Source organism: Paenibacillus sp. NPDC058177 (assembly GCF_042883835.1).
In the GTDB taxonomy this organism is placed as follows: Bacteria; Bacillota; Bacilli; order Paenibacillales; family Paenibacillaceae; genus Paenibacillus_AQ; species Paenibacillus_AQ agri.
This window is the reverse complement of sequence record NZ_JBHVVB010000009.1, coordinates 98101-123001: the sequence shown is the minus strand read 5'-3', so window position 1 is coordinate 123001 and position 24901 is coordinate 98101. Positions and strand designations below refer to the sequence as shown.

Sequence of the window (24901 nt, the reverse complement as noted above, 5' to 3'; positions counted from 1 at the left end):
TTCAAACCGCTGTCGCGTACGCAGGATGTTCTGCTGATACGGGCAGTGGTTTTTTTATGCGAAAAATAGGGCTAAAAAAGACCGCGCCCCCTTATTCGGGAGCCGGTCTTCCGGGATACAATCCCGCTGTCTCCAAACTGATATCCGTCGCACCTCACCACCCAGCCACTTTCCTACCCGGCAAGCTCTTGGTTAACCGACGGCTGATGATGCCTGTTCACGATAAACAACAATGAGGCTGCGGCGCACAGGCAGAAGAGGATCAGGTACAGAAATTTCGCGCCCAGATGATCCGTGACAACTCCCCCGACAGCATTTCCGACAATGCCACCGAGACCCCAGGTCACCGCTGCATAAACCGTCTGCAATGTCGCTTTGGTCCCTTCTGTAGCGTAGCTCTGAACCACTTCCACAGCGGTTCCTGCGGCAAAAGCAAAGGCAACACCGTTCAGCAGTTGAACCGCGAGCGTAAGCGATACATTAGAGAACAGGAACATGACCAGGTACTGGCTGCCATAGATCGCAGCGGCCAGACACAGCAGCGGATATCTTCCGATAGCCTTGCTGAGCCGGGTGGCTACCCAGAACATCGGTACCTCAATAATAGCGGCAATGGCGAAGGCACTGCCGATCCAGCTTTTATTGAAGCCCATTTCCTTGAAGTACAGTGGTAGAAAGTTCAAATTAATAGAAGCGGACATCATCATTAACGTACTGGTGACTACAAATATCATAAATGGCTTATTGCGGACAACCTCACCCATTTGTCCGAATAGCGTCACCTTTCTGCGAGACACTTTCGTTGTGGGCAGGAACAGAATCGTCACGCACACGATCATACTGATAACTAGATAATAGACAAAAATATGACTATAACCGAATCGCTCATACAGAATCCCTGTAGTGAATGTACCAATCGCATAGCTTAAAGCCCCGAACAACCTCACATTTCCGAAAGAAAAACCGTCACGGCTGGCAATTTCCACTGCTAACGCATCGCCCACCGGTCCAACTGAGGATTGAAACCAGGCAAAGAACAAGGACAACACAATGATTCCGGTCAAGCCCTCCATCAGGTTAAAGCCAAAGCCCAGCACCGCAGCCAGGATCGAAGAGAGTAGCATGATTTGTTTGGGGTTACCCAAACGGTCGTTAATGAGCCCCATGACCGGTTGAGCAACCACACTGACCAGTGCCCATAAGGACAGAATCAAGCCTACGGCAGTAAAGCTGAAGCCTCTCTCACTGAAATACAGACTTGTATACGGCATCAGAACAGACATGGCCAGGTAATATAAAAAATAATAGCTTGATAATGTCCTCACGAATGACACTGCTCCTCTTTCTTAACGATCCTCTTCGATTTCTGCACTCCAGCCGAGCTGTCTGCACATCTCGTACATCTTGCGAAGATCCTGTCTGGCTTCAATATGGGTTAATCCGAGGGACATCGCTTTTTCAGCTGCCCAGCGAAGCACATACACTAGTGTGTCAGCCTGCGCCTCCTTAGCGGAAAAATCTAATAATACCAACGTATCGCCACGGACTCCAGCGCGCAGGTATCCCCAATAGCTGCCATCGAACTCTCTAAGGGTGAACATTGCCCTGTCCTCTACCACACCAAACTCCTCTAGTGGCATCTTCAGATGTTCCAGCCACTCACTTTCCGAGGAGAATTGAAGGGTGTACTGTGGAGCGCTCCACTGAATCGTCTGGGTCGCCAAATCAGCGAGTTGCTTATCGTTCTGAAGCGACACCCACTTTTCCACCGGATGATCCAGCTCAGCCGGAACCTGCACGGTGATTTTCCATGGTCTATACTCGGTCTCAGCACCAATGGAGTCCAGGATTTCAGGAACACCTACGGCCTGCAGCCCCTTTTGCTTGGCAATGCGGATAAGCTGTCTCAGCCCCTCCGGTGATCCTGTTGCGATATCATTGCTATGCATGACTACAATCGTGCCATTCTTCAGCTCCGGCTCTACCCGAGTAACAATCTCCTCTGCAGAAATCCCTGCCCAATCGCCCGAATCCACACCTTCAATATCCAAATAACCGCCCCATTCGGCCAGCCAATCCAGGTTCTCCTCGCGGAACGAACAATACGGAAAACGCATGAAGCTGGGACACGCCAGACCGGTTGCATCCTGATATGCCAGCTCAGTCAGTTTTAACTGCTCCAGAAACACTGGTTTCGGAACTTGAGCCATCCGCCGGTGATGGTAGGTATGGGGAGCGAGCACATGTCCTCTGGACAGAATCTCCCGCGCCTTGTCCGGGTGGCGATCCATCCATTCTCCTGTGAAGAAAAAGGTGCCTACCGCGCCCTCTTCCTCCAGAACACCCAGCCACAATTCAAGTGGAAGCCGGGAAGGCCCATCGTCAAACGTAAACGCGCAAATCGCCTGATTGGCATCTCCGCTCCAAACCGCCTTAGCTGACATATTGCCGCCTCATTTCTATGATTATATACATTTATTATAGTGGAGGATGGGGGTCTTTTCCACGTATTACTGGACCCTTTTCACGACAAAAAGATGCCGGAAACATTAAGTTTTCCCAGGCATCCTGATATTGTCTTCTATGGACTTTAGAGTGCATGCATCAGCTCACCATTATTTGTTGCATAACGAATTAGCGTATCGTGTATCTGTAAGACTGACCTTCAATATTAATGTCGGCATAAAGTGGTTTATCACTTGTCTGCACTTCCGTAGGCACCGTGGCGAAGAACACCAGCGTGCCATATTTTAATGGCTCGACACTCGTAATGTTGGTGTAGGTAAAGTCTTCTCCTCCCTTGTTTTCAATCGTCGAGGAGGTCCTGTACTCATACTGGTTATCGTATTTGACAGTGATATCGGCGAACGTATCCGCACCTTTTCCTGAACCACCCAGATTCTTTACTTTCAGCGTAATAGCCAGATAAGTGGTATCAGGCTCCTTGGCTTCGTAGTATGTATAGAATGTACCCGGTTTGGAAGGAACGATTTTCTTAGTAAATGAAGTCTTCGTGACTGTGTATTCGGCAACTCCGTCCAACACTAACGGCTGTCCCTTTACAATGGCCTTCGTTTCTTCCCCCGCAGGATTCGCGTTATCCGACTGGGCTTTCTCTGGCTCTTCTTCTGAAGCGGTCGTTACTGCAGTCGCGGCCTCCTTCAATTTGTTGTTCTCTTCTGTTAATTGCTTATTCTCCTCTTGGAGCTTCGCAATCTGGGTCTTCAACTGCTCCGCCTCTTCCCCTGCAGCGCTAGTATTGTTGCCAGAACACCCGGTGAGCGACACAGCAAGGACAATCGTACTCATTAACATACTTATCTTTTTCACTTTCATGATGCACCCCATTTTTGGTTAATTAACCCATCTATTATAAACTACAGAGACTGTTCAAAGATAGAGTTAATGTAACCGCCTGGAAAGATAGTGACTTCGCACAAGCAGCGGCTCAAAACCTGAGTAATATATAGTAAAAAGAACAATGAGGTGATCCACAGATGGGAAAATCGACCAAAATCCGCAAGCAGGCAAAACAGCTACAGGGCCGCCCGGTCTGCATCACACTGCATGATGGACGGTCGTATGTGGGATTTATAACTGGGCTTGAAAAAGAAGCTTTGGTGCTCTCAAGACCAAGCCGCAGCCCCAAATCTAGAAAGAAGGGCCGCTCTCGTTCCAAGAAAGCGGAGGTCTCCGGGTTCATGCCACTGTTAGGTTCATTATTTGGTGGCGGCTTTGGCTCAGGGGAAGCAAGTGGCGGCCTCGGCGGTCTAGGTTTCTTTGGAATGATCCAAAAGACCATGCCGCTAATGAAGATGGGCTATAATATGATCAAAACCATCCGGCCTTTCATCGGTGAGCTGAAGGGATTAATGGGATAAGGAGAAAAAAATGCCCCCGTTCCCGCTGTACCAGCGGTCTCGAGGGCATTTCGTATACTACTTAGTTGTATTCGGCCAAACTGGCCTTTTAACTGATTATTGATGAGGCACAAGAACGGAAACCGCGCTTTTACCCACCAGATTGCAGGCCAGAATTTCTTGCCCCTGCAGCTTTATGCTAACATTCTCCGCTTTATCACTATCATTGAATAGCACGATGGCAACGGAGTTGTCTGTATTGGTAAACGCCACGGAACGAATATGCTCACTGCTTGCACTTGAGCCGATTCGCAGGGCACCTGGACGGATGACTTTGCTGAAATGGGCCAGCGCATAGTAGTCCAGTGTATACTCCAGTTCACCGGTCTGCTGGTTAATCAGCAGAATGCCACGGCAGGTGCTTTTGCCAAAGCCCGGTACCGTCGGACCATTCTTCTCATCGAGCGCCATATTCCACAGAATGAAGGACTTACTGTGATTGCGGAGAATCTCAATCCCCGTCCGCATCACATTGGAGAACGCCTGCTCGAAGGGAGGAATCCATTCTCCACCGGAGCCTTCGCTGAAATGTACTTCTTTACCCGCAAAAGCCTCGAACACGTCGCTCTGAGCCGCTGGCTTACCACCGTACCAGTGCCAGGCTACACCGTCCACACTATCCTTGGCTTGCTCCAGTACGGTCAATGGATAATCCGGCCGATCCCAGTTGTGATCGTAACAGAGAATTTTAGTATCCAGGTCGCCCTTGATAAAACTAGGCTTCAGGTGATTCTTAACAAAATCAGCCTGTGCCTCCGGCAGCATCAGCATGCTTGGATAGTGAGCTGGCTCATACAAGGGTTCGTTCTGCGGAGTTACCGCGTAAATATGAAGCCCTTTATCCTTATATGCTTGAATAAACCGCACAAAATAATCTGCATAAGACGAGTAGAACTCTTGCTTCAGTTCACCAGTCTTCATGGAGCTACTGGTTTTCATCCATGCTGGCGCACTCCATGGTGAAGCGAACAGCTTGATGGCCGGATTCAGCTTCAAAGCTTCTTTTACCAGTGGAATGACATCCTCTTCATCATGAGCAATGGTGAAATGCTCCAGTGATGGGTCGGTCTCTCCTTCTGGTCTGTCGTCATAGCTATAGATCATTCTGGCATAATCTGAAGCACCCATCGGGTTTCTCAGAACGGAGAGGCCAATCCCTTTCTGAGCATCAAACAAACGGGTCATCGCTTCCGTCCGCTGCTCCGCAGTCAGCACTTGGTGAATCAGATAGGCGGATGAATCGGTGAAGGAGGCGCCAAAGCCGTCCATCTCCTGATAAGTTTGGTTTATATCCAGGTTAATCTCCGTCTGACCCGCTCCCGCTGCAACCGGAGTTAAAGCCTCCACGGTCCGTTCAACGAACAGATCGCCTTCTCCCTTGGACTCATAAATGATAAGTTCAGTCATTATCGTTATCCCTCCAACCATTCAAGTTATGAAAAGGGCCCCTTTAGAGGGGCACCTTTTGTTATATCCTGATTATTTCATGCCAAGCTTTTCTTTGTTCTGCTGCATTTTCTCGCTGCGGATTTCTACGATTTTAGCCCAATTGTTATCGTCAAGGGCCTTCTTGTAGGCATCCAACGATTTGTTGAAATCATCGTCGCTCTTAGAACGGATCAAGCTGACCATTGTGGAATACCAAGTCGTGTCGATCGCTGTCAAAGAACGTGCTTCCGGTGTACCCGGGTCCGGATTGATATTTTCCAGAATGAAGTGTGGTGTCAGCTTGCCTTTACCCCACTCTTGCATCTGACGGATGGATTCCGGGAAGGAATCATCACTAAGGGCTTTGTAACGGTCATGACCGAAGAAGATGAACTCGCCGATCCGGTACTCTTTTTTATACTTATCTGCGTTGTTTTCCTGAAGATCTTTGATTGCTGGCAGGAATTCTACTTTGCCATCAGCATTCTTCTTATAGGTTTCGCCTTCGATCCCGAAGTTCATCAGCATTTGGCCTTCATCACTAAGCAGGTAGGTGAAGATTTGCATCACTTTCGCTGGATCTTTAGCCTTTTTGGTGATGTAGCTGATCATCCAGCCGGTAATACCGGTCTGATTAAGGATCGGCTGGTTGCCAACGGTGCTCTCCGGGCCATCAATAGCGATGTACTCTTTACCCGGATTCGCACTCATGAAGACTTGCAGGTTACCACCTTGCTGTGGTGTACCATCTAAGTATATAGCCGCGTATTTACCGGACTTCACTTTCTCATCAAAAGCAGTACCATCATCCGCGAAGCTGTCGTCACTAATATCGCCATCACGATAGATAGTATTAAGCGTTTTCAGCCAAGCCAAATAACTTTCATCCAGGTTACGGTTGTAGAACTTGCCATCCTTATCTTCGAGCGGTACACCCAGGTAATCCTGGAATCCGTCACCCAAGGAGCCGGAGCCAGTACCGATCGCGTTGAAGCCAAATGGAGTCAAGGAAGGGAACTGAACTTTGATTTTATTCATAGCTGCGATAAATTCTTCTGGTGTCTTCATGCTAGGCTTGCCGATTGCCTCATACACATCCTTACGGATAATAAAGGCTTGTTTAGCTGGAATATCACCACTGTCATAGTCAGCTTGTGTATTAGAATAGTCTGGATATCCGTAAGTTTTGCCGTCTTTTTGCTGGAACCAATTGATCGTATCTTGAGCAGCGACTTTGTTGAAGTAAGGATCATATTTCTCAGCCAGATCGTTCAAAGGCCAAGCCCAAGTAGACGCCTTCTGTGCTACCGCAGAGTTAGAATCGAATACTGTAATTACGTCCGGCATGTCTCCTCCGGCAAAGAAGGTATTCAGCTTCGTATCGTCACCGGTAATGAATTTAATGTTGATATTCAAGTCTTCTTTAATCTTCTTGGTCACCAAATCTTTGCCAAAATCGGTATTCCACCAATCTGCGTTCACATACCAGGTCAGGTCAGTTGTCTCTTTTTTTGTATCCAACTGCCATGCCGGGGTATCCGCATTTGGCGTATAGCGATCACCAAGTGCTGGCAATTCGCTGCTCGCCGTGTTTGATCCACCTGAACCACCACACGCGCTAACGGTCAGTGCAACGGCCAGGAGAGCCGAACTGAGTTTGATTCCTTTTGCAAATCTCTTCATGTTAGTAACCTCCATTTTGGTAAATACACATGTTTTGCTAGCTAGAAAGCTTACTCTTTAACAGCGCCGAGCATCATACCGGAGATAAAGTATCTCTGCAGCAATGGATACATAAGCACAATCGGCAGGGTGGTAATAACAATGGTTGCCAGTTGAACCCCTTTGGTGGTGGTTTCAATCATGACTGAACCAATATTCTGCATAGACTGTGTCTGAGACTGCACGATAACCTCATACAGCTTCATCTGTAGCGGATACAAGGCTTGGTCGGTGATATATAACTTTGTTGTCATGAAGTCGTTCCATTGCCCAACTCCGTTAAACAAGGCGATAGTCGCCATAGCCGGCATAGACAGTGGAATGAAGATCTTCAGGAACACCCGCCATTCGCCCGCACCGTCAATTTTGGCGGATTCTTCAAGGGCGTCCGGTACATTCCGGAAGAAGTTCATGAGAATGACAACATCGTAGTAACTGAAGAGCGCCGGGATAATGTACACCCAGAAGCTGTTCAATAGACCCAAAGATTTGATCAGCAAGTAAGTAGGAATCATACCGCCAGAGAAGAACATCGTAATAACACCCATAACGACATACAGCTTACGGCCACGAAGATGCTTCTTGCTAAGAGCGTAACCGACCATGGCACAAAAGAAGACGTGGGTGATTACACCGAGAGTTGTTTTGGATACAGAGATAAAGAAGGCCTGCCAAATGCTGCTGTCCCGAAACACAGCACGATAATTCTCCAGTGAGAACTCTTTACTCCAGAAAATAAACCCGCCCTCTGCCAGCGCTCTGCCGGAGCTGAGCGAGGAGATAATAACATTCCATAACGGGATCATGATGACGAGTGAAACAATTAAAAGCACTGCAATATTGAAGGCATTAAAGATCCGACTGTCCAGATCTCCCTTTATCGCCTTTCGATTCATGGAAAATGCCTCCTCTTATAAAACGGATTGGTTATCATTCAGCTTAGTGGTCACTTTATTGGCGATCACCAGCAGGATGACAGAAACGATGGATACGCCGAGACCTACAGCCGTTGCATAGGAGAAATCTCCTTGTGTCATACCCATACGATATACGTAGGAGTTAATGACCTCGGCCTTTTCACGGTTCTGCGTGTTCATCAGCACCAGCGTCTGGTCCAGATTGGAGCCAAACAAACCGCTTACAGTAAGGATCAGATTCAAGCTGATGATAGGCTTCATGTTGGGTAGAGTAATGTTCCAAATTTGACGAAGACGACCTGCCCCGTCAATCTTGGCTGCTTCATAGAACGTCGGATCAATCTTAGACATAATGGCCAGATACAGAATCGTTCCCCAGCCCGCCTCTTTCCAAATATCAGAGAGGGTCGCGATCCACCAGTATTTACTCGGGTCCAGCAAAATGTTCGATGGCTTCGAGATCAGACCCAAATCCAGTAGAATCTGATTAAACAGCCCTGTAGTGGAGAACCAGTTAATCAACATCCCGCCCAGCACGATCCATGACAGAAAGTGTGGCATGTACGAGATCGTTTGTACGAATTTCTTGAATCGGGTCAAGCTGACTTCATAGATCATGATTGCCAGTATAATCGGAATGACAAATCCGATACCCAGCTTCAGGAAGCTGATACCCAGTGTATTTACGACCGCGTCCCAGAAATATTTATCAGACCAAATGATTTTAAAGTTATCAAAACCCACCCAAGGCGCTGAACTCAACGTATCAATGACCGTGTAGTTCTTGAAGGCAATGGTCAGTCCATAAATGGGAATATAACAAAAGATAATCATGAAAATAATACCCGGCAGGACCATGGTTTGCAGTTCCCGTTGTCTCCAAAAGTCTGCAAAGAATTCTTTTACTCTCTCTCCCATAGGTCTCTTTCCGGATGATGGCATTACTATTGGTTTAGCCATGGTTCCTTCTCTCCTCTGACCTTAATCTCTTTATAAAAACGTTTTTATTCTTGAGAACACAATCCCCCTTGATCTATAACATTTTTAAAAACGAAGAAAACATTCCAGCTATCTTGCTTTTATTCTCTTCGATTGAGCTTTACCTGACTCGAACCTCTTACTACCAGTTCTCCATGAAGCTTCTGAATGCTGCCCTGCTCCTTCTTCTTAATTAACCGAACCAAATGGTCAATGGCGAGAATGCCTTGCCTAGCAATCTGGTTACGTACGGTAGTGAGCGGCGGCGAGAAATATTGTGCAATGTCAATATCATCAAATCCTACAACACTAATATCATTAGGGACATCATATCCGTGTGCCTTCAAAGCCTGCATACAACCGATGGCGCTTACATCATTACCAGCAAGGAACGCATCGGGCAAAATATCTGAACTCGAGCGAATGAACGACTTCACAACGTTATATGTAGCTTCTTCTTCGAAAAAGCCTTGCAAAATATATTCTTCTTTCACCGGAAGCTGATACTCACGAAGCGCAGCCAGGTAGCCTTCCTTCCGCTGTACACTGTCAAACATCGTGTCGACACCGGAGATGTAGGCGATTTTCTTATGCCCCAGGCTGATCAAATATTTGGTTGTTTCGTACCCTGCCACAAACGAGTCAAAGATAACGCTGCCCATGGTTTCCCTCTGAATCTCCCGATCCAGAAACACAGCCTTGATCCGATCCTTCTCCATAATAGCGATATCATTATCATCGATCTTAAACTCTTCATAGATAATGACACCGTCTACACGACGACCCATGATATTGTTCATGATGACCTGCTTGTCCTTGGTGACAAAGACGTTCAGCCCGTACCCCATATGGTCGCATTCTCTGGCCATGGACTCCACCAGCTTGTAGAAATAAGGACCCGATACACTTGTGGTGAAAAAACCCAGCATTTGCGTCTTTCCAGACTTCAGCAGCTTGCCGTTCAGATTCGGAACATAATTCAACCGCTGAGCGACCTGCAGCACATGTAACTTGGTTTCAGGATTGAGAACATCCACATCATTAAGCGCGTTAGACACTGTTGATATAGAGACGCCTGCTTCTCGTGCTACGTCTTTAATGGTTATCTTGCCCATAAGGCATCCCTCGCTAAAAACGTTTTTATAATATAAATATAAATTAACATAAAACCGTTTTCATTACAATCCTCTTTTCTAAAAAATTTGTCGATTCCGAAGAGTATATGTCTAACCTCAAAATCGCTTGACTGAAATAAAGAGAAACCCAAGAGTATATCACTTGGGTTTCTCTTCAATCGGAAAGTGCCCTGCTAGACACTCTCCACCATTCCACATACAGCCAAGAGCTGGCTTTCTTATCTACGACGGTTTTTCATCATTCGGTTGTACATCGTGAACGCCACAATCAACATGACAATGACAGCGACGCTACTTGCAGAATTTTGCGACATCCCAAACATGACGCCCAGGTTAGTGACAAGACTTCTCGTAACCAGTGCGACCAAGATCAGCATTATCGGACGCCAGATGTTATATCCTCTCATCCCTGCAACACTCCCGACCTATTTTTGACCAACCAATACTTCCACTGCTTCTGTGCTTTGTAACTATACTTGCTTGAATTCGATCCAGTCGATCTGCAGACCTGGCTTCACGAAGTCCAATTTCAATTCATACAGACCGGATTCGAGTTCAATCTTCACAAGCTTTTGCTTGATCCATTTGCCTTCTGTACCATTTGTTTGAATAGTCGTCATAGACTGACCGTTCAGTGTTACATTACAAGCGCTTTGTGCCAACTCGGACTCTGGTGACATAATGTGAACAATAATCCGATATTGCGCCGCCGTATCCACTTGGATAAAGGTCGGTCCGGATACAGCAGGTTTAACCTCTGCATTGTTCGACAGAACATGTACCTGTTCCGGGGAAAGCGCTGGATTAGCCTTAAAGGCTTCCACGGTTTCGTTAATCTCATGTTTTCTGGAGAAGACCGGCGCATGCATGATGAACTCACAGATATTCATGGCAGAGCGTTGAAGCTCTCCCCGGGTAACCGAGCCATTTTCCAGAGATTCTATGGTATTATCATCCCAGACGTTGATCTCGGCGCCATAGTTAGGAATCACCTTGTAAAGATCGTTTTGAGCACGAACCATCCAGTTTGTGTTCTTCCGATCCGCAGGTCCACCATGGACAACATCGTTCATAATCGCCCACCAGTCCGTCATCACGATGCCTTTGAAGCCCCATTCACCGCGAAGAATTGTAGTGTTCAGATCATAGTTGGATGCTGCCCAATGCCCGTTAACCGGGTTGTAGGAAGTCATAATGGAATTGGCACCCGCTTGCTTCACGGCGATTTCGAAGCCTTTCAGATAAATCTCACGCAGGGCACGTTCGGACACGATCGCATCTACCTTGCTGCGGTGCTTCTCCTGATTGTTGCAGGCAAAGTGCTTCAGGGTGGCGTTAGAGCCGCCTTTCATAATTCCGCTAGTGCATGCCGCAGCAAAAACACCGGAGATCAGCGGATCTTCTGAGAAATATTCGAAGTTGCGGCCATTCAGCGGGCTGCGGCGAATATTCAGACCAGGTCCGAGCAAAGCATCTACATTATTTCTCAACAATTCCTGGCCTTCCATGACATAAAGCTCTTCTACCAGTTCAGCATTCCAAGTAGCGGCAAGCAAGGTACCGATAGCAACCTGAGTCGCCTTTTGACCGCTATCCATCCGAATACCGGAAGGTCCGTCAGCTGTACAAGCCACAGGAATTCCGTAATTGAACAACTGATCACTAACTCCCCCGAATGCCGAAGCCGTACCCGGAGTAACCAGTGGGCTGCTCATACCTTCGCCTCTAACGATGGTAGCCAAATCCTCGTCGCTGAGCTGGGCAATGAAGGTCTCCATGCTGACTTTCTTGTCCAGCACGTCTCTTAGCTTGTAGCCTTGATTCCCCGTTTGCGCCAAGGTCTCCGGAAGATTCTTCTCGATCCGTTCCGCCATGGAAATCTTACGCGTAGGCACCTCTACATAGAGTATATCATACGAGCCGTCTTCCTTACGTGTACCCGGTTGCATTCTGGTGAAGCTTTCAGTAGGAGCCATCGCCTCTTGCAGCTGTTCCACAACTTGAAGCTCTTCCACTACGTAGCCATCTTGTCCTTGCACGCTTACTTTCGCCAGCTTCTTAACACTGGTTCCCACATAAATGTGGTACGTTCCGGCTTCCAGTACATAAGCAGAAGCATGTCCGGTCACTCCGGCATCATCGTAGGAGGCCATAGTGTGAACAGGGAAGCTAATGGATAGAGTCTGAGATTCTCCTGGTTGAAGAACTTTAGTCTTTCCGAATGCAGACAATACTCTGGCCGGTTGGCCCAGCTTACCTTGCGGCGCTTCGTAATAGACCTGCACGACTTCTTTTCCGGCAAAAGTGTCTCCTGTATTCGTTACATTTACGTTGATCTCGATATGCTCTTGACCGTTTTTGCTGGTCAGCGTAGCTGCCGCCGGCTCAACATTAAACGTAGTATAAGAAATCCCGTATCCAAATTCATAGTGAACCTTTTCCGGACAAAATGTCTCGAAATAACGATAGCCCACATAGATATCTTCTTGATAAAAGTTCTTGAACTCATTGCCATAGTTGCTAGTTGACGGATAGTCGTTAATCGAATGAGCGATGGTATCGGTTAATTTACCGCTCGGTGTTACCTCTCCGCTCAGTACGTCAGCGATGGCGTTACCGCCTTCCATCCCGCCCTGCCAAGAGTAGATTGCGCCTGCAATCGGATGGACATAGCTTTCATCGTTCATCCAGCTCATATCAATGATGTTCGATACGTTCAGTACAACCACGGTTTGTTCAAAATGAGCAGTGACCTGCTTCAGCATTTCTTTTTCGTCAGCCGTTAGTTGGTAACTACCTGGAGCATCAGCATTGTCCTGATCTTCACCTGCGGTACGTCCGATAACCACGATGGCTTTGTTCGATTGGCTTCTGGCCGAGGATACTAGCGCATCCGTCAAAGGCATTTCTTTCTGGTGCCAAGGCTCAGCCGCCCAGCCCCCGCCGCCGTTATCGAATGGATTCTGCTCAATCCACCGCTCATAGACACCAGCTAGCTCTTCGTTGACAATAAAATCGTTTTTACTGCGCAAGCCTGCCAATAAATTAGTCGTATAAGCTACATGAACACTTCCGCCCGAACCAGTACCGCTGCGATAGTAATTTACTTGGGTTCTGCCAAATACAGCAACATTGTCGCCGCTGCGAAGCGGAAGCACCTGATGATCATTTTTCAATAGAACAGCGCCTTCTGCAGCTACCGTCCGGCTAAATTCAGCAAAACCTTCCAATGGAATTCCCACGTTTTGTGTACTCAAATTCTTTCCTCCTGAATGTCATTTCCTATTCTCTATATCTCTAATATGAAGCTCTTTCAAGAATAGAGGCTATGCTACTAATATACAAGTCCCGCTGGCAAAAAACAAAATCAATATTCAAGCAAATCCTACTGTTTGTGAACTATAAATGAAACTCTACATGCCTTACCAACCACAAATTGTAAATTGAACCGCTCCATCACAAAGAAATTCGTGCTTCCAGTTCCAGTTAAGATTCTGTTCAAGTTACGTTTATGTGGAATTCATCTCACGCTATTATGCTGACACAACACCACAGAACAAACATATAGAAATGAACAGAGAGAGGGTAATGAGCATGAGAGGAAAACAATTTGTGATCTTAAGCACGACACTAGCGCTATCACTGCTAACTCCGCTGAGTGTAATGGCCGATAGCAGCAGTAATAAACCTAACTATGCATCTACTCAGAAATTAGCTGTAGAGAAGGCGGCACTACTAACTGATACCTACGGTACCACAAGCCTGCAATATGCGCTGATTGACCAAGGGAACATTGTTATCTCCGGACATTCTGGCAAAAATCAACTAGCAAAGAATGTACCGCTAACCTCCGAAACGATCTACGGCATAGGATCAACCAGCAAAATGTTTGTAGCCGCCGCTGTGATGAAGCTGGTGGATGAGGGCAAGCTAGATCTGGACCAACCGCTTACGGGATATATTCCTGACTTTACAATGAAAGATGCCCGTTACGGGCAGATTACGCCGCGTATGCTGCTGAATCATTCTGCCGGTATTGAAGGTTCCTCCTTTAACCGGGCGCTATTGTTCAATGATAACGATACCTATGCCCACGATAATCTATTAGAGCAATTGGCTACCCAAAGCTTAAAAGCGGACCCGGGAGCATTCTCGGTCTATTCCAACGACGGCTTCACACTAGCTGAAATCCTCGTGGAGAGAGTTAGTGGGTTGGACTTTACGACATTTATACACAAGAATTTCACGGAGCCTTTAGGGATGAAGAACACGAAAACGCCTATAGATCCAATAGACAAAACCAAAATGGCCGGGACCTTCATTGACTCTTCACAGACCCCACTCCCTGTAGAGAATTACAATGTCATCGGAACTGGAGGGATTCGCTCCACGGCTGAGGATTTGGTGAAATTCTCGCAGATTTTCACGGGTCAAGTGGAAGGCATCCTTTCTGTCCAATCCGTCAAAGCTATGGCCGAAGCAGAATATAAAAAAGGGATGTGGCCGAAAAATACCGATGCGACCTTCGCCTACGGACTAGGCTGGGATAGCGTAGACCTCTTCCCATTCAATAATTATGGTATTCAGGCACTCACCAAAGGAGGAGACACGACACTGTTCCATTCATCGTTGGTCGTTCTCCCAGAGTATAATCTAGCTGCGGCTGTAACCTCATCCGGCGGCTCCAGCACAACTGATCAATTGCTCGCGAATGAAATACTGCTTAGCGCACTGCAAGCGAAGGGTGTAATTAAAGAGCAGATGGCAGAGAAATCGCACGGCATCCCTGTGAAGGCAAAAATGCCACAAGACATGTCCCGTTATGCAGGCATTTATGGCGCTTCTAATTCCTTGATGAAGATAGCGATCAATCCATCTGGTGAGATGGTACTGACCTCGCTTCTATACTCGGGCGATCCTGGCCAAAAGTATGTGTATACTGCGGATGGTTCTTTTAAAAGTGAAGATGGTACGGAAAAGTTCAAATTTGTTGTCGAGAAGAATGAGCGCACTTACTTGTGGTCCAGCGCATATGTATCCGTACCTGGGCTTGGGCAGACTGTATTCTCTGAATACACCGCTGAAAAGCTCGAAGCCAATCCATTATCCAAAGATGTAGCTGCTGCCTGGAACAAACGCGAGGGCAAGATGTATTACATGATGAACGAGAAATACTCATCGATATCCTACTTCTCGGGTTTGCCTGCTTTTCCAATTGTGACAAGCAAAGAAGCTCCTGGCTATATCGTTAATAATAAAATCGTTGATGCTAACAAAGCAGTCAGCCAGCTGCAAATCCCCACTATAGCAGGTAGAGATAGCATGGAATTCAACTTTTTTACGAAGGATGGCATTGAGTATGTCAAAACAACAGGCGGTTACTTGTATGCTGGCGCAGAGATCTTAAAACCACTCTATGCTGGTAAACAATCCACAGCCACCATCCAAGCAGACGGCCTTGCGAGATGGTTCACCGTACCTGCTACTGCCAAAGGGAAAATTCTATCCGTCAAGCTGCCTACAAACAGCGCAGTTATCGTATATGATGAAGCAGGCATGTGCGTGAACGATACAGCCGTCAGCGGCAAGAACGAGGTCGTATTACCGAAGAACGGCACCATTGTATTCGCCGGTGACACCGGTGCAAAGTTTGAAATTTCGTTGAAGTAGACGCAGGAGAAGATCTTGTAAGCCTCCTTTTCCAGGGGGCTGAATTGAAAGCAAACAACCTCGCCCATCCCACACTTGCCACACCACAAACTAAAGAGGTTCAGAAAATCATGAAGACTTTATTAGAGAAACAGCGTAAAAGAAAACGTCTCTACCCTTCTCAGCCTACGATATAAATCAAGGGTGTGGACTCTGTCATAGGCGGTTTATAGAAATAGTAAAGCGACCCATTCGGGCCGCTTTTTTTGTTAATCAATAACTTTATAAACATATTTGTTTACAAAGTCCCTCCTATGAAGTATTTTATAAACAACTTTCCAAGCGGATAAGTGTATTAGATTATTTTTCAACTCAGGAGGGCATATGAAAAATTTTATAATTTTTGGAGCGAGCCAAGGTTTGGAAGACGCCTTCGTAAAAGGCCTGCCAGAGAACGGTGACCGTGTCTGGATCGTCTCCAGAACCCGCCCGCCAAGCGTAGATCTGAACGACGGTATTACGCGTTATTGGATTGAGGCTGATTTATCCTTACCTTCTTCAGCTGAGAAGATCGCTTCTGAGATAGCAGGAGAGCCACTTGATGTATTGATCTACAATGTTGGACTTTGGGAAAAGGAAGGCTTTACAGAGCAGTACAATTTTGAGCAAGATGATCCTGCGGAGATCATTAAGATGATTCAGGTCAATCTATCCTCACCCATTACCTGCATTCAGAAGCTGCTACCCAACCTGAAGCAATCAGATAACAGCAAAATCATCCTCATCGGTTCCACCGCTGGACTCGATCACACGAATAATGATCAAGTGACTTTTGTGGCGTCCAAATTCGGATTACGGGGGATTGGCAGTGCTTTACGTGAACATACCAGGAAATACGGTATCCCCGTCACCTGTATCAATCCCGGAGAAATTGCCGCAGAAATTCCTTACGAGGAAGGTGCGGACAAAGCGATTGCATTGTATGATGGCGCCAGGATTCCAGTCCAAGATATCGTTTCGCTCGTAAAATGTGTAATTACGCTATCTAAAGCGTCATGTGTGAAAGAGATTCATATACCTGCCATGCTGGATACGAATGCGTGATGCCCAAAAAGCCCCTTGGAGATTTCCAAGGAGCTTTTTCTGTATCAATTATTTATGAACCTAAGTCACGGGCGCCTTAATAACAGACACAATACTTCTCTGTACGTCTTTTGCGCTTGGCGACTGATACGGATCTGCATTAAACAGAATGGCATCAGCAATGAAGCCTTCTTGGATACGTCCCAAGCTATCACCATATCCTAGAATGTCGGCGGCGGACGATGTGGCCGCTTGCCATGCTTCCTCGCGAGTTAAACCACAGTCAATTAACACATCCAACTCGTCGAGGTTGTGCCCATGGAGAGCAGGTGTTGCATAATCGGTACCGAAGCCAATGCGTACACCTGCACTTTTCGCATAGCTGATCGCTTGCGGATGAGCTGCGGCAGCACGTGCGGCCCGATCACGAATGACCTCAGGCAGGCCAAGTACACCGGAAGGATCTGCGGCAATCCGATAGATCGAAGCCGTAGGTACGAACGCTGTCTTAGACTGAGCAAGCCGATATGCTTGTGCCTCCGTCAAATACATTCCATGTTCTACAGATTCGACGCCAGCATCAATAGACCAGTCCACTGTAGGACCACCCCAAGTATGAACCAACACTTTAGCGCCCTGCGCATGGGCAGTACGCACAATATAAGCGAACTCTTCCTCTGAGAACGCTGGGTTCAGCACTGTATCCGGCGATGCCCCCAGTCCGCCCGTGGCCAGGATCTTAATCCAGGTTGCCCCGGAACGGATAATATCACTTACCCGCTGCTCCAGATGCTTAATCCCCCGTGCATCTCCGGCACCCAGCATATCGCCACAGGTGTGTACGCTTAAAGGCTGATTATATTGCTGCGCAATATGCTTCACTACACTCGGCAGAAGCCCTCCTGCATCACGCGCTGTAGTCACACCGGTACGGAGCGTTGCCTCAAAAGCTTGTGCTTGCAGCACCTCTACCTCCAAGGCATCACGCTTCAACTGGTCATCATGATCGAAATCGGTCCACGCCAAGTGCGTATGGAGATCGATCACACCCGGACTTATCCATAAATCGCTGCCTGAGTTATCATCCCCAGCAACAGGGGAATTAGATTCGACAATGGACGAGAAACGACCGCCACGTACTGTGATATCAAATCGTTTGCCCGGGGTCCCGGCAATGAAAATATTATTAAAGGTCTGGTCCTGTTGGGTTACATTGGTCATTTGGCATTCTCCCAAATGCCCTTTTGGGCGGCAATGGCCTTGGAAGGATCTTTTTGCACAAATCCTGCCAGCGTAACAAGCGCTTGTTCAACACCCTGCTGACTGGCATTTGCTCCAAAATGATTAATGCGCCAAAGCTTATCATGCAATTCTCCATCTCCAGGAGCCACAATTCCAATCGGCTTGTCGATATGAAGATTACAGCCTTCAGGAACCCGTACCGTTGTAGTCAACGAGGAGTATCCATTGCTATTTCTTTGCCACGGTTCTAGCCCCAAAGCCTGGACGCCAGCAATCATAGCCGATGACGCTAACTGATGGCGGTAGTTGACCGCCTCTAAGCCCTCTTGTTCAATAAGCTCTAAAGATACAATAAGATCCCTGGCTTCTAACGTAGGAATATTGGCCGGAACACGCACGGGAGTCGTGCTGTTATCAGGACGTTTAAGATCAAGTAACGATAGAATAGAATTGCGCGGTGCTCGTTCGTTAGACTCCAGGAACGCCCAGCCACGCTGGGAGACACCTACAGCGCTGACCCCGTTAGGTCCAGCCAGCCCTTTTTGCGCACCAATCGCTACAAAATCAATGCTCCACTCGTCCATAAGCACCGGTTCAGCCCCGACGGCTGACACGGAATCGATCACGGTGATTAGGTTAGATTGACGCGCGATCTCCAGTATTTCTTTGGTCGGATTAGAACCCCCTGTGACCGCTTCTCCCTGAACAAAGGAAATAGCGCACGGTTTGTGGCGTTCAATCGCTGCAGCGACTACATCTACAGTGGCTACTTCGTCAAAAGGTACTTTAACCTCAATAACTTCTGCGCCGCCGCGCTCCAGCCATTTTCCGAAAATGTCACCATACGGACCGGTCACAACGTTCAGAATCTTACGACCAGGAGCAGAGATGCCTGCTGCGATGGCCTCGATGCCCAAGATGGCCTCGCCCGGAATGATAACCGGGGATTGTTGTGTGGATAGGAGTCTGGAGAGCAACCCCGTGAGCGTATCGAACTCTGAAATCGTAAGTGGCGAATATCCTTTATGAACTTGATTCATGACAAACCTCCTGTTGTAATGGATATTGGCATTTTGGGAACAGCGGACAATAGTTCGCGGCTATAGGACGTTTCAGGACGGGAAAAGAATTGATCCTTGGGATTAACCTCCACAAGTTGCCCCTGCTTCATAACAGCTACAATATCGCTTATTGCATGGATTACGCCCAGGTCATGCGAGATGAACAGCATCGTAAGATTAAGCTCCGATTTGAGCGTACTAAAGAGTTCAAGCATACTCCGTTGTACTGAAACATCCAGTGCGCTCGTAGGTTCATCCGCGATAATCACACTTGGCTCCACGCTTAAGGCACGGGCGATCGCAATCCGCTGACGCTGACCACCAGAGAATTGATGCGGGTATCGACCAAGAGCTCTTTGGTCAAGATGAACACGCGCCAGAAGTTCCTTGCAGCGTTGCTCCACTCCCGCACGATCTACAATTTTGTGAAATAACAGCCCTTCGGAAAGGATCTGTCGGATCGTATGCTTAGGATTGAGCGAGGAATCCGGGTTCTGAAAGATCATTTGAATATCCTTATGCTGTTCCCGGCTACGTTTCTTACCTAAAACTTGCGAACCCAGCAAAACTTGCCCGTCACTTGGAGCAATCAGCCCCGCGATGACTCGCGCGAGCGTAGATTTGCCTGAACCCGATTCTCCTACGAGACCGAGAGTAGTGTGCGGTTGTATTTCTAAGCTTACTTTATCCAGCGCGGTGAACTCACCGTACTTCACTGTTAAATCTTCTATCTGCAAGGCCGTCTTCATACACCCGCACCCCTTTCAAGCTCCGGCAAAGGAAGCACCGAATTGATCAGCATCTGCGTATAGGAATGTTGCGGGTTTTGCAGAAGACTCAACGATTCGCCGCGTTCGACGATCTGCCCCTCTTTCATCACACACAGCGTAGAACACATCGTAGAAGCAATCGCAAGATTATGCGTAACAAAAACCATGGCAAAACCCAGTTCCTGTTGCAGACGCGTAATCGTGTCAATGATTTGCTTCTGAACAGTTACATCAAGCGCAGTTGTTGGTTCATCGCATAGGAGGATACCCGGCTTGCAAGCTAAAGCCATGGCGATGACAATACGTTGGCATTGCCCCCCTGACAGTTGGCTCGGATACCGATCCTTCTGTTTCAGAGAATCCGGAAGTCCGAGCATTTCCAGTAACTCCAGCGCAATGGTGCGGGAAGCCTTCCGGCTTACGTTCTGTCTGTAGTACACCACCTCGGCAAGCTGCCTAACCACCGGACAAAGCGGGTCCAGAGCGCCTCTCGGATCTTGAAAGATCATGGCGCTTCTGACATCACTCCGGATGGCTCCACCCACTTGCTCCACCCCGCGCGGAAGTAAACCTAAGATAGAGCGCAGGGTGAGCGATTTGCCAGAGCCCGATTCACCGACCAGTCCCAAGCTTTCGCCCTTTCCAAGAGAGAAATTCACATTGGTGACCAATGATTTGCCTGCGGACGTAGCGAGCGAGAGATTTTCTATTTCCAAAATAGGATTCGTAGCCATCATTTTCTCCTCCATAGGTCTGCCAGGCCATCACCCACAAGGGATAACGCGATCCCTGTGTATACAACCGCAATGCCTGGAACGGCTGACAGCCACCAGGCTGTAGTTATGAAGGATTGTCCATCCGATATCATCGTTCCCCAATCCGGGGTTGGCGGCGCAATGCCGATACCCAGATAACCTAATGTAACGATCGCCACGAGCAAACCAACCATATCGGTCATTAATACAACCACGGCTTGAGGCAACACATTGGGCAAAAGATGCCGCAGAATGATTTTCACCCCTGGAATCCCCATCGTCTGCGCGGAAGCGACCCATTCCTGCTTGCGGAACGATGCGCTAAGACCTCTTGTTACACGGGCAAAGACGATCCAGCCCACCAAAATAAAGGTGATGTATATCCCCTTCTGACCCGCGCCACTGGCAAAGGCCACGATAATAACAATCAAATAGAAGGGAAAGGCAATAAAGGTATCCGTCACTAATGAAATAACAGTGTCTACCCATTTGCCGTAATACCCTGCCAGCATCCCTAGAAAGATACCTGTGCAAAAAGGGATGATCTCCGCCAGCACCATGATTTTTAAATCCGTCCGTGCGGCATAGATCAGCCTAGTAAACAAATCGCGCCCCAGTTGGTCTGTTCCCAGCCAATGCTCCGAGGAAGGAGGCTGCAAAATGGCATACAGATTCTGCTCGGAAGGGTCAAAGGGAGTAATGAACGGTGCAAACACAGCTACGCCTATGAGGAGTAAGAACATAATGCTCCCCACAAGCAGAGATGGTGTGTTCAGTATTCTTTTTAGGACACCTTGATTCTCTTGCTGTAGGTCCAGTAGTGTAGTATTCATTGTTTTCCTTTCGTCCTGGGATCAAGCAGCCAGGAGGATATCTCGATCAGGAGACTGATGATGACCACAGATATCGCACAGTACAGAGCTATTCCTTGGATGACCGGAAAATCCCGTTTGGAAATCGCTGAGAATAGCAGACTGCCTATGCCCTTGATGCCAAACACCTGTTCAACGACCAAGGTGCCGCCGATCAGATAAGAAATGTTTACGCCAAGCAGCATCAGCGTGGGCAGCGCAGAATTGCGCAGAACATGCTTGGTCAGGATCACCCGGTTAGGGATCCCCGCCGCTTTTAAGGTGACTACAAAATCCGATTCCAGCACTTCCAGCATCTGCGCTCTTAGTGAACGCACAAGGGTAGGAATTTGTGAAAAGGCAACGGTAATCGCAGGAAGTGTGAGGCTGTATAAGGTTCCAGCAAGCCCTTCCCCAACTCCCCCCACCGGGAACCAGCCCAGCCGAACGCTCAGGAACAAAATCAACAATAAGCCTACCCAAAAGACCGGCATACCGAGCGTGATCGTTGGAAAGATACGTATCAGATGATCCAGCAGTCTGTCTTTATTCGTCGCTGCAAGCGTAGCTAGCACAAGCGCCACTAGTATCGCCAATACACTGGCCATTACAATCAGCAAGAGTGTAACCGGAGCGCGCTCCGTAATCAGCTCTCTAGTCGACGTTCCCCAAGCAATCGAAGCCCCGGTATCGCCGTGTGTGAAAAGATTTTGTACAAATCGGGTGAACTGCTCCCATAGCGGGAGATCCAGCCCAAGCGAATGGTGCAAGGCTTGGATAGCTTCAGGCGTGCTGTGTTCCCCCAGGATCATTTTAGCAGGATCTCCCGGTACAATCCGGATAAGGAAAAAGACAGCCGCCACCACACAGGTGATAACGGCTGCCGCTCTTATGAGAGCAAGCACGAGCCACCTGCGCGGTGAATCGTTGTCGGCAATTTTTTTGAATAGACTGTTAGATTTAATCATTTTTTAATACGAACATCTTCAAAGCGAAGACTGCCGTTAGGAAGAACAACCAGACCTTCTACGGAAGAACGTACACCAGTAATAATATCTGGATAGTACAGTGGAATGTAAGGCACTTCATCAGCAAGAATCTGTTGAAGCTTGGCGTAAATATCTCCACGTTCTGCCCCATCGAGTGTTTTTTGGCCTTCGATCAGAAGTTTGGTCACTTCATCATTCGTGTAATGCGTCCAATAAGACTTGCTGAAACCGTTCGGATCGGTTTGGAAGGCAAGGATCGAATTGGCTTCAGGGGAATCTGCCTGACCACTGTTAAGCATAGCCGAGAAATCATAAGCAAAGAAACGCTCACGGAATGAAGCTAGCTCAACCGATTCAATCTCAATATTGATGCCGATGGTTTTAGCAGCGGCCTGAATGATTTGTGCCTCTTGCGCTCTTGTACTGTTTCCGGAAGCAACCAGCAGCTTCGTAGTGAAGCCATCAGGGAACTTCGACTTGGCAAGCTCTGCTTTAGCTGCAGCCTCATCATGGTTGAGCGCTTTAATCGTATCGTTAGTGTTATAAGGGATGGCTGGTGGCAATAGCGAATTCGCCACTTGCGCATAACCGAAGGTAAGCGCCTTGGTCAATCCGTCACGATCCAGGGCCAACGCCAGGGCACGACGAACATGGATATCAGAGAAATGTTTATCGAGTGTATTGAAGAACAACTGCTCCGTTACCCAGCTGCCGTTAGTCGCTACTGTCGTATCAGGGCCTTGTTTCACTTCATTGGCATTCCCAAGCGCAAGCGTCTCAATACCATCTACCTCACCAGCTTTAAGCTGGTTGATTGCTTGGCTATCATCTTCAATCAGCTTGTAAACAAGCTTATCGATGTATGGCTTGCCTTCCTGCCAGTAGTTTGGATTTTTGCTGAACGTCAGATCACCCGCTGGGTCCCACTTTTCAACAACAAATGGACCAGTACCTATAGGCTTCTTAAAGAATTCTTCCTCAGTGACACCACCAAATTTGTTAGGCAGAATACCGTTGGAAAAATTCGTCAGCTCCGAAATAAATGGCGTGTAAGGCTCTTTTAGTGTAATTACTAACGTTTTGGCATCTTCGGCCTTAAGAGAAGCAACCTGTGCCGCGATAGCCAGAGGTCCACCCACAGTCAAATGACGCTGAATGGAGAACACTGCATCCTCTGCAGTCACTTCAGTTCCGTTAGAGAATTTCAGCCCATCACGCAAAACAAAAGTATAGGTTAAACCATCTGTACTAATTGTATGTGACTTGGCCAGCCAATCCACAATCTTTCCTTCACTATCAAACGCAACCAGCGGCTCAAAAACTTTATCTATCGCAAAAGCGTTATTTGCAGTAATCTGATTGTGCAGGTCAAACGAGGTAACAGAAGCCGGACGTCCATAGGTAAACGTTCCACCTGTTGCCGGCGGTTCCGTATTCTTACTTGTATCCGTGCCTTGGTTCGCGCTTTGATTAGTACCTGTATTTTGAGCCGAATCATTCTTTGATCCGGAGCATCCTGCCAGAACAACCATTAACAGAACCACTAAAGATCCAACCCAGAACGTCTTTCTTTGAAATGCATTAAACTTTGACATGTCAATCCCCCTCTTATGCAGTAAAACATATGCGCTTAGTATGAATAGATTATGTATGAATGTACCCCTTCTGTCAAACAAAATTAAATCCCAAAAAAAGGTGCTAAACCCTACTCGTTGTAGCGTTTTAGGTTAGCATCTAACCACCTATAGTTACGCAGCCCGCTATATGAAAACAGGTACCCATCAGGGTGTCTTTACTAATTATTGTGTACTGAATACTCCCGAAGGATACTCGTTATCTGTTCAAGGGAACATTCGCCTTTTGCAACGTCTACTATGAACTCAATAGCGTATAAGCGCTTCATATCTTCTCATCATTTATAACTTTATAACATAATTGCATATTTTAGCACAGCGGATTGGAAAAGCAATAAATAAGACACCTTCAGACAGTTTCCTCTTCCTAGCCTCCATAGACTCGGATATTTGTGTGCTTATATTCACCTCAAGCCCATTTCCCTCCCCAAAGGCGTTTGTCCAGACCAGGCTAAAGTCCTTGAATATATTATTATTATTTATGTCTTCAAGGGCGTTTAACTACACGGTGGGGGGAGATCACACTGGCTATTCGGTACAGTATTATCATTCCAACCTATAATCGAATCCAGCAGCTGTTGCTCTGTGGAATCCTGACTTTGACACCGCCACTGAAATTACTCCGTTAATCACACCAGAAGATATTATTCATCAGACAGATGTCGTCCCCTGGATGTTTGAAACCTACGGATTCAAGGACTCCTCGTTAAATTTATTCGCCCTAGTACCTCCATCCGAAAATGTTGAGGTCTACAAAGATACGCTG

General features: G+C 47.5%; 20 protein-coding genes. 3 read left to right on the top strand and 17 right to left on the bottom strand.

The genetic code is table 11. The features are described 5' to 3' along the window. Positions 1 to 173: 173 nt before the first annotated feature. The 3 genes from ACFVU8_RS26650 to ACFVU8_RS26640 form a co-directional block, all read right to left on the bottom strand. Positions 174 to 1325, bottom strand: coding sequence for an MFS transporter (locus ACFVU8_RS26650; protein WP_379467024.1), 1152 nt, complete (start codon positions 1323 to 1325; stop codon positions 174 to 176). Positions 1326 to 1346: 21 nt separating this feature from the next. After that, positions 1347 to 2444, bottom strand: a complete 1098-nt coding sequence (locus tag ACFVU8_RS26645) for a polysaccharide deacetylase family protein (RefSeq protein ID WP_387431346.1) — start codon at positions 2442 to 2444, stop codon at positions 1347 to 1349. A 190-nt stretch (positions 2445 to 2634) separates the two neighbouring features. Continuing rightward, positions 2635 to 3336, bottom strand: coding sequence for a coiled-coil domain-containing protein (locus ACFVU8_RS26640; protein WP_387431343.1), 702 nt, complete (start codon positions 3334 to 3336; stop codon positions 2635 to 2637). Between the two features lie 161 nt (positions 3337 to 3497). On the opposite strand from ACFVU8_RS26640, the gene ACFVU8_RS26635 reads away from it, so the two are divergent. Next, positions 3498 to 3881 carry a hypothetical protein gene (locus tag ACFVU8_RS26635; protein ID WP_175372066.1) on the top strand — a complete coding sequence of 128 codons (384 nt, stop codon included), beginning with the start codon at positions 3498 to 3500 and terminating at the stop codon, positions 3879 to 3881. A gap of 96 nt (positions 3882 to 3977) precedes the next feature. On the opposite strand, the gene ACFVU8_RS26630 is transcribed toward ACFVU8_RS26635, so the two are convergent. The 7 genes from ACFVU8_RS26630 to ACFVU8_RS26600 form a co-directional block, all read right to left on the bottom strand. Further along, a complete protein-coding gene (locus ACFVU8_RS26630; protein WP_387431341.1) occupies positions 3978 to 5327 on the bottom strand; it encodes a glycoside hydrolase family 30 protein in 1350 nt (449 codons plus the stop codon). A 72-nt stretch (positions 5328 to 5399) separates the two neighbouring features. Beyond that, positions 5400 to 7031: a type 2 periplasmic-binding domain-containing protein gene (locus tag ACFVU8_RS26625; protein WP_379467019.1), complete on the bottom strand. Its 1632-nt coding sequence runs from the start codon at positions 7029 to 7031 to the stop codon at positions 5400 to 5402. Positions 7032 to 7081: 50 nt separating this feature from the next. After that, positions 7082 to 7966, bottom strand: coding sequence for a carbohydrate ABC transporter permease (locus ACFVU8_RS26620; protein WP_175372069.1), 885 nt, complete (start codon positions 7964 to 7966; stop codon positions 7082 to 7084). Positions 7967 to 7981: 15 nt separating this feature from the next. Beyond that, positions 7982 to 8947, bottom strand: coding sequence for an ABC transporter permease (locus tag ACFVU8_RS26615; RefSeq protein ID WP_379467018.1), 966 nt, complete (start codon positions 8945 to 8947; stop codon positions 7982 to 7984). 119 nt (positions 8948 to 9066) lie between these two features. Continuing rightward, positions 9067 to 10080, bottom strand: coding sequence for a LacI family DNA-binding transcriptional regulator (locus ACFVU8_RS26610; protein WP_175372071.1), 1014 nt, complete (start codon positions 10078 to 10080; stop codon positions 9067 to 9069). A 239-nt stretch (positions 10081 to 10319) separates the two neighbouring features. After that, positions 10320 to 10508 carry a hypothetical protein gene (locus ACFVU8_RS26605; RefSeq protein WP_175372072.1) on the bottom strand — a complete coding sequence of 63 codons (189 nt, stop codon included), beginning with the start codon at positions 10506 to 10508 and terminating at the stop codon, positions 10320 to 10322. A gap of 63 nt (positions 10509 to 10571) precedes the next feature. Beyond that, positions 10572 to 13358, bottom strand: coding sequence for a glycoside hydrolase family 3 C-terminal domain-containing protein (locus ACFVU8_RS26600; protein ID WP_387431338.1), 2787 nt, complete (start codon positions 13356 to 13358; stop codon positions 10572 to 10574). 337 nt (positions 13359 to 13695) lie between these two features. On the opposite strand from ACFVU8_RS26600, the gene ACFVU8_RS26595 reads away from it, so the two are divergent. Together ACFVU8_RS26595 and ACFVU8_RS26590 are read left to right on the top strand one after the other, a co-directional pair. Beyond that, positions 13696 to 15771, top strand: a complete 2076-nt coding sequence (locus ACFVU8_RS26595) for a serine hydrolase domain-containing protein (protein ID WP_387431335.1) — start codon at positions 13696 to 13698, stop codon at positions 15769 to 15771. A gap of 363 nt (positions 15772 to 16134) precedes the next feature. Next, positions 16135 to 16854: an SDR family NAD(P)-dependent oxidoreductase gene (locus tag ACFVU8_RS26590; RefSeq protein ID WP_387431333.1), complete on the top strand. Its 720-nt coding sequence runs from the start codon at positions 16135 to 16137 to the stop codon at positions 16852 to 16854. Positions 16855 to 16914: 60 nt separating this feature from the next. Here the strand turns inward: ACFVU8_RS26590 and ACFVU8_RS26585 are convergent, their stop codons facing one another. Genes ACFVU8_RS26585 through ACFVU8_RS26555 form a run of 7 tightly spaced genes read right to left on the bottom strand, consistent with a single transcriptional unit; the run spans position 16915 to position 24096 of the window. Next, positions 16915 to 18054 carry an amidohydrolase family protein gene (locus ACFVU8_RS26585; RefSeq protein WP_387431330.1) on the bottom strand — a complete coding sequence of 380 codons (1140 nt, stop codon included), beginning with the start codon at positions 18052 to 18054 and terminating at the stop codon, positions 16915 to 16917. Beyond that, positions 18051 to 19115 (bottom strand): aminotransferase class V-fold PLP-dependent enzyme, encoded by a 1065-nt coding sequence (locus tag ACFVU8_RS26580; protein ID WP_387431327.1) that lies wholly within the window; start codon positions 19113 to 19115, stop codon positions 18051 to 18053. Before ACFVU8_RS26580 ends, ACFVU8_RS26585 begins: the two co-directional genes overlap by 4 nt. Beyond that, positions 19112 to 19885, bottom strand: coding sequence for an ABC transporter ATP-binding protein (locus tag ACFVU8_RS26575; protein ID WP_387431325.1), 774 nt, complete (start codon positions 19883 to 19885; stop codon positions 19112 to 19114). Before ACFVU8_RS26575 ends, ACFVU8_RS26580 begins: the two co-directional genes overlap by 4 nt. Continuing rightward, positions 19882 to 20643: an ABC transporter ATP-binding protein gene (locus ACFVU8_RS26570; RefSeq protein ID WP_379467011.1), complete on the bottom strand. Its 762-nt coding sequence runs from the start codon at positions 20641 to 20643 to the stop codon at positions 19882 to 19884. The genes ACFVU8_RS26575 and ACFVU8_RS26570 overlap by 4 nt, the downstream gene beginning before the upstream one ends. Beyond that, entirely contained in the window at positions 20640 to 21494 is an 855-nt protein-coding gene (locus ACFVU8_RS26565; protein WP_379467010.1) for an ABC transporter permease, read from the bottom strand. Before ACFVU8_RS26565 ends, ACFVU8_RS26570 begins: the two co-directional genes overlap by 4 nt. Further along, positions 21491 to 22480: an ABC transporter permease gene (locus ACFVU8_RS26560; protein WP_387431322.1), complete on the bottom strand. Its 990-nt coding sequence runs from the start codon at positions 22478 to 22480 to the stop codon at positions 21491 to 21493. The genes ACFVU8_RS26565 and ACFVU8_RS26560 overlap by 4 nt, the downstream gene beginning before the upstream one ends. Beyond that, positions 22477 to 24096, bottom strand: a complete 1620-nt coding sequence (locus ACFVU8_RS26555; RefSeq protein ID WP_387431320.1) for an ABC transporter substrate-binding protein — start codon at positions 24094 to 24096, stop codon at positions 22477 to 22479. Before ACFVU8_RS26555 ends, ACFVU8_RS26560 begins: the two co-directional genes overlap by 4 nt. Between the last annotated feature and the right edge of the window lie 805 nt (positions 24097 to 24901).